General features: G+C 67.3%; 9 protein-coding genes. 5 read left to right on the top strand and 4 right to left on the bottom strand.

The features are described 5' to 3' along the window. Positions 1-332: 332 nt before the first annotated feature. On the top strand, positions 333-482 hold the full coding sequence (locus U9980_RS16860) for a peptidoglycan-binding domain-containing protein (RefSeq protein WP_322768790.1): 150 nt from the start codon (positions 333-335) through the stop codon (positions 480-482). Between the two features lie 70 nt (positions 483-552). Here U9980_RS16860 and U9980_RS16855 read toward each other — a convergent pair whose 3' ends face one another. The 3 genes from U9980_RS16855 to U9980_RS16845 are packed head-to-tail and all read right to left on the bottom strand — an operon-like array spanning position 553 to position 3,027. Continuing rightward, entirely contained in the window at positions 553-1,194 is a 642-nt protein-coding gene (locus U9980_RS16855; protein ID WP_322768789.1) for a hypothetical protein, read from the bottom strand. 13 nt (positions 1,195-1,207) lie between these two features. Then, positions 1,208-2,350 (bottom strand): radical SAM protein, encoded by a 1,143-nt coding sequence (locus tag U9980_RS16850; protein ID WP_322768788.1) that lies wholly within the window; start codon positions 2,348-2,350, stop codon positions 1,208-1,210. Beyond that, positions 2,347-3,027: a hypothetical protein gene (locus U9980_RS16845; protein ID WP_322768787.1), complete on the bottom strand. Its 681-nt coding sequence runs from the start codon at positions 3,025-3,027 to the stop codon at positions 2,347-2,349. Before U9980_RS16845 ends, U9980_RS16850 begins: the two co-directional genes overlap by 4 nt. Before the next feature lie 248 nt (positions 3,028-3,275). Here U9980_RS16845 and U9980_RS16840 point away from each other — a divergent pair, with 248 nt between their 5' ends. From U9980_RS16840 to U9980_RS16825, 4 genes are all read left to right on the top strand, one after another. Next, positions 3,276-4,820, top strand: a complete 1,545-nt coding sequence (locus U9980_RS16840) for a helix-turn-helix transcriptional regulator (protein ID WP_322768786.1) — start codon at positions 3,276-3,278, stop codon at positions 4,818-4,820. A gap of 450 nt (positions 4,821-5,270) precedes the next feature. After that, the gene (locus U9980_RS16835) at positions 5,271-5,681 is read left to right on the top strand and encodes a hypothetical protein (protein WP_322768785.1); all 411 of its coding nucleotides are present in this window, start codon (positions 5,271-5,273) and stop codon (positions 5,679-5,681) included. A 175-nt stretch (positions 5,682-5,856) separates the two neighbouring features. Then, positions 5,857-6,135, top strand: coding sequence for a recombinase family protein (locus tag U9980_RS16830; protein ID WP_322768784.1), 279 nt, complete (start codon positions 5,857-5,859; stop codon positions 6,133-6,135). A gap of 82 nt (positions 6,136-6,217) precedes the next feature. Next, positions 6,218-7,042, top strand: coding sequence for an alpha/beta hydrolase (locus tag U9980_RS16825; protein WP_322768783.1), 825 nt, complete (start codon positions 6,218-6,220; stop codon positions 7,040-7,042). 284 nt (positions 7,043-7,326) lie between these two features. Here the strand turns inward: U9980_RS16825 and U9980_RS16820 are convergent, their stop codons facing one another. Continuing rightward, positions 7,327-7,599 carry a hypothetical protein gene (locus U9980_RS16820; RefSeq protein ID WP_322768782.1) on the bottom strand — a complete coding sequence of 91 codons (273 nt, stop codon included), beginning with the start codon at positions 7,597-7,599 and terminating at the stop codon, positions 7,327-7,329. Positions 7,600-8,070: the final 471 nt, after the last annotated feature.

The following is an 8,070-nucleotide window of genomic DNA, read 5'->3' as shown; positions in this document are numbered from 1 at the left end:
CATGGCGCATCGGCCTCAGACAAGGAGAGCAGCACATGACGAAGAGATCACCTGGGCGGCACAGGGCGCCGGGCAGGCCAACGGGCAGCCTCGTCCCGCGTAGGCTGGCGCGCGCGGGGCTGGTCGTCGCGACAGTTGCCGCCTGCAGTTCGGTTGCCACAGTCCCCGCGCTTGCGGCAGGGCCTGTAACCACCATTCCGAGCTATCCGGCGGGCGGGCCACCCGTGACCATTCCGAATCGGCCTGCCAGCCCTCCTGTTGCTACTCCCAGCCAGCCCCCAACGCGGCAGGCGATGCCAACAGTGCGCTATGGTAGCCGAGGCAGCGCGGTCGTGACGCTGCAGCGCGCGTTGCGTATTCCGGCGGATGGCATATTCGGGCCCGTCACGCTGCGGGCGGTGCGGAACTGGCAGGCGTCCCATGGCTTTGTGGTCGACGATGTTGTCGGGCCAATGACCTGGGCAAGCCTCGGCTATCGGTAAACGCCGGGTGCGGCTCCGGATAGCGACTCGCCGGAGCCGCACCCAGTAACTCACGCCCTGAATGGAATCATCAGAACAAGTCCCACTCCCGCAGCATCCCCGTCAGCTCGGCGAGCCGGCCGCGCGTCATCCGCTTGCGCGCCGCCTCGCCGGCCGGCTCCGTTGCGGCCCCGAACTGCCACCAGCTCTCGCCGGTCTTGCGGTCCATGACCAGGAAGCGATCCTTGACCGCCGGCCCCCGGATGACCAACGACACCGTGTACGGCTCGGCCACCACGGCGTGCACCATGGCGTGATGTAGGGCGTAGGCGTAGCCGGCCTGCTCCTGGCGAACCTGCAGCGCAGCCAAGCTGCCCGGCTCCGGCTCGGTGTCCACGTCGACGTTGCCGAACAAGTAGTGCCGGTACTCGCCACGCAAGATCAGGCTGGCGTAGGACCAGCGGTGGTTGTGCGGCCGGTCGAAGTGGCCGGGCAGGAAGACGTGCAGCCGTACCCGGATGCCAGCGCTGTCCTGGTACAGCACGATCTTATCCAGGATGTCGTAGTGCTCGCACAGCGCCAGCAACTCCGGCCGGTCCGGCAGTCCCAGCAGCGCCGCCCGCACCAGGTCCGGGTCGTCGGCCAGCTGGGTGAGCGCCTTGCGGGTGGCGTGCTCCACGGCGTCGATGTCGTTCCAGTCCAGCGCGTGCAGCGGTTCGATGACGTGTTCCATCTGGATCTTCTCCTCAGTCCTCGGGTTTGGCGCTGGACTTCCACAGCCGGCACACCGGCACGATGTCCTCCTGATCAGCGCAGGACGAGCCGCCCATTACGATCTCCTCGGCGGGGCAGCCGCCCTGGCAGGCCGTGGCCTTGCAGCCGCCGCAGGCGCTCGTGGCCAGCGGCCGGGTGAACAGGTCGAACTCGTTGTCACCTCGGTTGAGCACCACCTGGCCGTCCTGCATCCGGGCGAAGTGCAGGTCGGTGTCGAACAGGTAGGAGCAGACGTAGCACCTGCCGTCGGGAAAGATCGAGATCCGGTCCAGCGTCCGCCCGATGCACCCTTGGTAGCCCTCGGCGGCGTAGCGGGGCATCTGGTCGCGGCGGGCGTAGGTCGGCTGGTACCAGACCCGTGTCCGGTAGCCGGGCGCGGTCTCGTTGAGTACGTCGCAAAACGCCACCCACTCCGCAGGGTTCATGGCCATGTCGGCGTTGCCGTGCCCGACGCCGATCGTCGAGAAGACGTGGAACTTCACCAGGGACACCCCGATCTCGTCGGCGATGTCCAGCAGCTTCAGGGCGTCGCCCTCGTTGGCCTGGTTAACGGTGCAGATGATCCGGGTGTCGAAGCCGCGGCTCGTCAGCTCGGCCGCCGTCTCCAGCGCCGTGTCGAACGTGCCCGCCCCCCGGACGGCATCGTGGGTGTCGGCACTGCCGCCGTCGAGGCTGACCTGGACGTAGGCGAAGTCCTCCGGCGCGAGCTGCCGGAACTTCCGCACGGCCGGCTTCTGGGCGTTCGTGGTGGTGATGACGTCCTCGTAGCCGAGCTGCCGTCCCAGGCGTATGGCGTCCACGTAGTTGGGGTGCAGCGTCGGTTCGCCGCCGAGGATGGTCAGCTTGCTGCCGCCCATCCGCCGCCAGGTGGCCAGCGTCTCGGCGATCTCCGGCAGCGGCATCTTGAGCGCCCGGTCCAGCCGTTCGCCCATGTAGCAGTGCTCGCAGCGGAGTTGGCAGGCTTCCGTGATGTACAGGTAGACGTTACGGAAGCGGCCGTAGGCAATCCGTTCGATCCGTTCCGGCGCAGGCATGCCAGCCCGGCGGGGCATCCGGGCGTGGCCGTAGTCGTCGTCCGTCCGGACGCGCGGCGGGTCAAGGTGGACGGTGGTCATGGCTGGCTGCTCCTTACGAGTAGAGCGGTGACGGCGTCGGCCGTCTGGTCGGCGGAAGCCCCGCTGTCGAACGGGGTCACCACCACCCCGGCCGCCGCGAACGCCTCACGGATGCCATCGGCGGTCTGGCGGTAGCGGTTGAGCCGGGCACGCAGCAGACGAGGCGCGTCGCCCCGGCGAGGGTGGAGGATGCCGCCGCAGCGGGCACAGCGCTGGGCGTCATCGGCACTCGGGACGGCCGGTAGGCGGGGATCATGGATCGGGTCGCGTTCGCAGCGGTGGCAGACCCGACGCTGGAAGGCCCGCCGGTACAGCGTCGTGACGTCGACCGTCAGTTCCACGGCCGAGACCATGCAGTCCGGTGCGTGCTGGCGGAGCGCCGCCAGGAACAAGCGGACCTGCGCGCCGTTGCCGGGGAAGTTGTCGAAGAAGACGGTGTGCGCCTCGTCGGCCTGGACGGTGGCGTCGACGTAGCTACGCAGCGCCGTCACCACGGTGAAGTCGTCGATCCAGCCGAGGCGTTCGGCGCTGGTGGCCGTGGCGGCCAGGATGGTTTCCGGAACGTGTTCGCGGAGGCGGAAGACGGCAGACCCCGGTGTCTGGCCAAGGCTTGCCGCGAGCGTCGTCTTGCCGGCCGCCGGCGGGCCGAAGACAGGTACGGCCAACGCGAGGGTCATGACAACCCCTTTTCACGCCGGGGATACCACCGGCCGGTTGCCGCCCTGACTGGCGCGACGTGCCCGGCTGTGGCATCCCTGTTGACTGCGGGTTGGTGGAGGGGGAACGGCCTCAGCGTCAGTCCCACGCGGCACCGTGACCACGCCGCCGAACGGTGGCCGACATACGCGGGACGCATAGACCCTGCTACCGGCGGTGTTAGCGTCGTGGTGCTGACCTTGGCGCAAAAGGGGGAGACGGCCCGGCCATGACGACCGCGCACCAGCCTCGGTACTGCTCACGCTGCGGCCACCGGCTCGCCACCGACAACCCGCTGACCATGTGTAGCCCGTGCCAGAGCGCCAGCGTGGACGCGCACGCCCGGCCGCCCGCTGTGCCGCCGGAGTTCTGGACGCTCGACCAGATGCGCGATGCGCTGGCCACCTGGCACATGGGTCGGGTGATCTTCGCCTACCGCCACCACCCGTACCACCGGCAGACGCTGCCCCAGGAAGTAGTCGGCACGTGGCTCGGCCTGACCCAAGCACAGCTCAGCCGCATTGAGAACGGCCACGCGCCCGAGGAACTCAGCAAGCTGATCCGCTACAGCCAGATCTTCGGCATCCCGGCGGAACTGCTGTGGTTCGACCTGCCCGGATCGTCACGGGACAGGAGAACGGCCGAAGCAGTGCCGCCTATCCTTCTGTCGATCTTGCTGGGCGGCCGGGAGGTGCTGTTGCCGATCGATGCCGAAGCCGCCAAGGCCACCGGCCTGGACGAGGTGATCGGCGACGCGGTGGCCCGCACCGGAGACATGCCCAGCTCGACGACGATCAGCGCTGCATCCTCGGGCCGGCAGGCCGCGCGCATCCTGCCGTTCGCCGGCCTGGACGAGATACAGCACATGGCCGCCGCGCTGGACGATGCCCACCGTTACCTGGACGGTTCGGTCGTCGGCTTCTTCGGTCAGCAGTTCGAGCGCTGCAAGGCCGACGACGGCCGGCTTGGCCCACTGCGTGTCCTACCGATGGTGCTTGGCGTCCTTGGCGCGATCCAGCAACACACCCGTGATGTTCGGCCGGCGGTGCGGCGGGAACTGCTGGGGGTCGGTGCGGACGGCGCGGAGTTCGCCGGCTGGCTGTACCGCGATCTGCACGATCCGGCGTCCGCAGCCCACTGGTACGACCGGGCGATGGAGTGGGCGCAGGAAGCGCAAGATGCCCCGATGCAGGCATACGTGCTGGTCAAGAAGTCGCAGATGGCTTACGACGGCCGCGACCTGGCACGGACGTTGACCTTGGCCGAAGCCGCCAGCCGCGTATGCCCGGCCGCGCCACCATCTATCCAGGCCGAGCTGTTGCAGCAGGAAGCACTGGCCCTGGCGACGCACGGCGAACCGCTGCCCGTGATCGAGCGCAAGCTGGACGCCGCCCGCGTGGCGTTCACCGAAAGCGTGCCGGATGCCAATGCCAGCGGTCTGCACATCTCCACCGCCACGCTGCAACTGCGTGCCGCCGCCGTCTACACCGAGGCCGGCGTACCAGACCGGGCGGCCGGGATCTTCGCGGACATCCTGGCAGGGGGCAGTCTGTCACACCGTGACACCGGGCTGTTCGGGGCACGTCGGGCGGCAGCGCTGGCCCTCAGCGGTCACCCGGACGATGCTGCCGCAGTCGGCCTCGATGCTTTACAGATCGCGCGGGCAACCAGCTCCGGACGGACGACGGCCATCCTGTCGGACGTGGCACGGACATTGACGCCTTGGTGCTCCCGTCCGGGGCCGCGAGAGTTCCGGGAAGCGATGCTGGCGTAACAGCCCTCGCACACCCTGCGACCTGGTCGAGTACCGCGGGCTGTTGTTGGTCAACGGCACATCCGGGCCGAATCTGCTTACCACGGTGGACTATCTCGTTTAGTCAATGGATGGACAACTCGACTATTGATCACCCAGTGCGGCAAGTCGGACACTTAGTGCATGGCCCGGTTCAGGTGCGGCGCGACTACCCAGCGCGGAACGAGTTGTAGAAACCCCGTCAAGGAAGCCGGTCTGCGCTGTCACCACCGCTCGCATCAACACTCGTCATGGTCGACGGCGATACCAGCGCCACGCCCTCCAGCGCCGCGACCTCCAGCGCCGCGACCTCCAGGGCCGCGACTTCCGAGCCGTGAGGAGCCGCGGATACGCTCGGCCTCCGAGCCGTACACAGGGCTGATCGCCAATCCCGATCTTCAGGAAGTCGTCGTCGGGCGGGCGACCGAGTACGTGAGTGACCAGACGTGGCAGCGGCTTACTCGTAGCTGGTCAGGACACCGGTGCAGTGCCCTTGCCAAGCTGGCGCGGACCATCCTGGATGCGCAAGACCGGCTCCGCGAAGGGCTGGTTGAGGTCACCGACCGGACGCTCAGGCTGCTCAATCGCTCCTCCGTCGAGCGGCAGTTCGCGGCAGAGCTGGTGAAGCGGCTGCCACTGCCGGCGGTCGGCGAGAACCTGATCGCCGCCGCGCGGGGACTTCAGGTGACGGGCATCGTGGTGTGCGTGGCAGAAAGTCGTCGGCTGACAGAGTGCGCATGCTTCACCGACGTCGTGCGCGTGGAGGGCCAGGCCAAGGTCAAGTCCTTGATCACAGCCGGGATGGCGGACTGGGCGGGGTTGGGGACGCTCGACGCTCGCTAAGCATCTCCTGCGGCCCTGCCGCCGAACGGGGTGCAAACCTGGTCCGCGTACCGCCCATACCTCGTGCGTATAGCCCCGCTCCGTCTCCGGAGTCACCGTTGCGGTAGGCGCTCCGGGTCGGGTTGAGTCCACTCCTCGATCCGGAGCGTCACCATGGTGACGGATGGAGTGATAGGTGCATGCAACCGTGTTCGGCTACATCCGGCTCGAAGACGGCGATGGGATCGAGGAAGACCGCCTCCACGATCTTCTCGCAGCCCACGCTACGGCCGAGGGGTTGGCCTTGGCCGACGTGTTCGTCGATCGACACATGCCGCCGGCCCGGATCGTGCGCCCCGGCCTGACCGAACTGCTTGCCCAGCTCCAGCGCGCCGACGGGCGAGCGGTGCTGGTCGCCGATGGTCTGCGGGCGCTGGACTGGGATCTTCCACCCGGCGATCGGCCTCAGCCGTAGGCTCCGGGCCGTGGCTCTGGCCAAGGTCGACCTCTCGCCAGAGGATGGCCGTACCGACGACCGCGACGCCAGAAGGAGTGCCATGCCCGTGCACGAGACTGTGACCTCGCTTCGCACGCTCGACGGATTGCGCCTGGCGGCCACGCTGGCGACGCCGGAAGGGGTTGCCGAGCGTGCCGCGGTGCTCGTCCACGGGGGCGGTGTCACCCGCGAGGAAGGCGGCTTCTTCACCCGACTGGCCGCCGGGCTGACTGAGGCCGGCGTGGCGTCGCTGCGCTTCGACCTGCGGGGCCACGGCGAGAGTGAGGGCCGACAGGAAGAGCTGACGCTGTCGTCCATCCTCAACGACATTCGGGTGGCCCTGGCCGGCGTCCGGGAGTCTACTGGCGTCGACCACGTGAGCCTGCTCGGCGCGAGCTTCGGTGGCGGCATCTGCGGCTACTACGCGGCGAAGCGCCCGGCGGACGTGTCCCGGCTGGTGCTCCTCAACCCGCAGTTCAACTACAAATGGCGGACGATCGACAGCCGTCCGTACTGGCATGACGACCACATCGACGACGAGGCCGCTCGGACCCTGAACGAGCAGGGCGCGATCACCTTCACGCCGACGCTCCAGCACGGCCGCCCGATGCTGAACGAGGTCTTCTGGCTACGGCCGGACGAGGCTCTCGGGGAGATCGTCGCGCCCACGCTGATCGTGCACGGCACCAAGGACACGCTGGTGCCCATCGAGTCCACGCGGGCTGCCCTGACCAAGTTCACGGCCGAGACCCGGCTGGTGGAGGTCGAGGGCTCACAGCACGGCTTCGCCGTCCACGACGACCCTCAGTATCTCCAACCGCAGAGTCAGGAGTGGCAGGCATTCGTGATTCGGACGGTAGCGGAGTGGCTCCAAAAGGCGGCCTAATGCCTTCTCGCTACCGGGGCAGGACTCCGGCGAGGTGGCACAATGTCACAGTCAATAACTATCGGTACCCAGTCCGGCGATCGCCCTCTGTTCGCGCAGACCGCCTGGGAGAACGGAGAACAGATTGCCGTCGCGATCGACGGCACGGTCATGCGTGGAGCCTGGGTGGACGAGAAGACACAGGTCAAGCTACTCGCCGCAATGATCCACGGAAGAGGTCTCGTCGTCGGACAGATCCGCGTCCCCGACGACACCACGAAGGACATCGTCAAGCACGGGATGGACTACGTGATGACCGTGAAGGGGAACCGCCCGACACTAAAAAGCAGACGTTCGACCGGGTCCTTCCACTTCTCCAGGAACCAGCCCACCACGAGGTCGAGGAACGTGGACACGGCCGGATCAAAAACTGGCAGACCTGGACCACGAAAGCCGAAGGTACTGAGTTCCCACATGTCAACAATGCGGCCATCATCCAGCGAGACGAGTTCGACCTCGCCGGAACTCGCCTCACTCGCGAATATGCCCTCATCCTCACCAGCGCAACGAGCACGCACGCCACAGCGTCCTACTTCCACTCCCACGTCCGCGGCCAATGGGGCATCGAAAACCAAATCCACTACACCCGCGACACCGCCTGGCGTGAGGACGACGATCCGACCTACACCGGGAACACCAACCACGCCTTCGCGAGCCTCCGGAACCTGACCATCGGAATCTTCCGCCTCAACGGCACGAGGAAAATCAAGGAGACCCTTGAGGAGGTCGCCGCCGATCGTAACGTGGCACTCGGCCTGCTCGTCACAGCCAGTAGGGGATCAAAGCGGTGAGCTACCTCGCCGGAGCCCTGCACGGCACCCTCAGGCTTCCCGTGTGGCATCGGGAGGAGGATTTGCCACTGGTAGACCAATACATTGAAGCGTTCCACAAAGTTACAGAGCATTACCACGACTTGATAGGATAACGGTATGGATCACTCGCCCCTTCTCCGCCGACTCGCCGCCGAAGCCGAAGCCGAAGACGACGGA

It is taken from the genome of Protofrankia sp. Cr1 (assembly GCF_963555865.1).
Classification (GTDB): Bacteria; Actinomycetota; Actinomycetes; order Frankiales; family Frankiaceae; genus Protofrankia.
The sequence above is the reverse complement of the archived record's forward strand: the minus strand, read 5'-3'. Positions and strand labels throughout refer to the sequence as shown.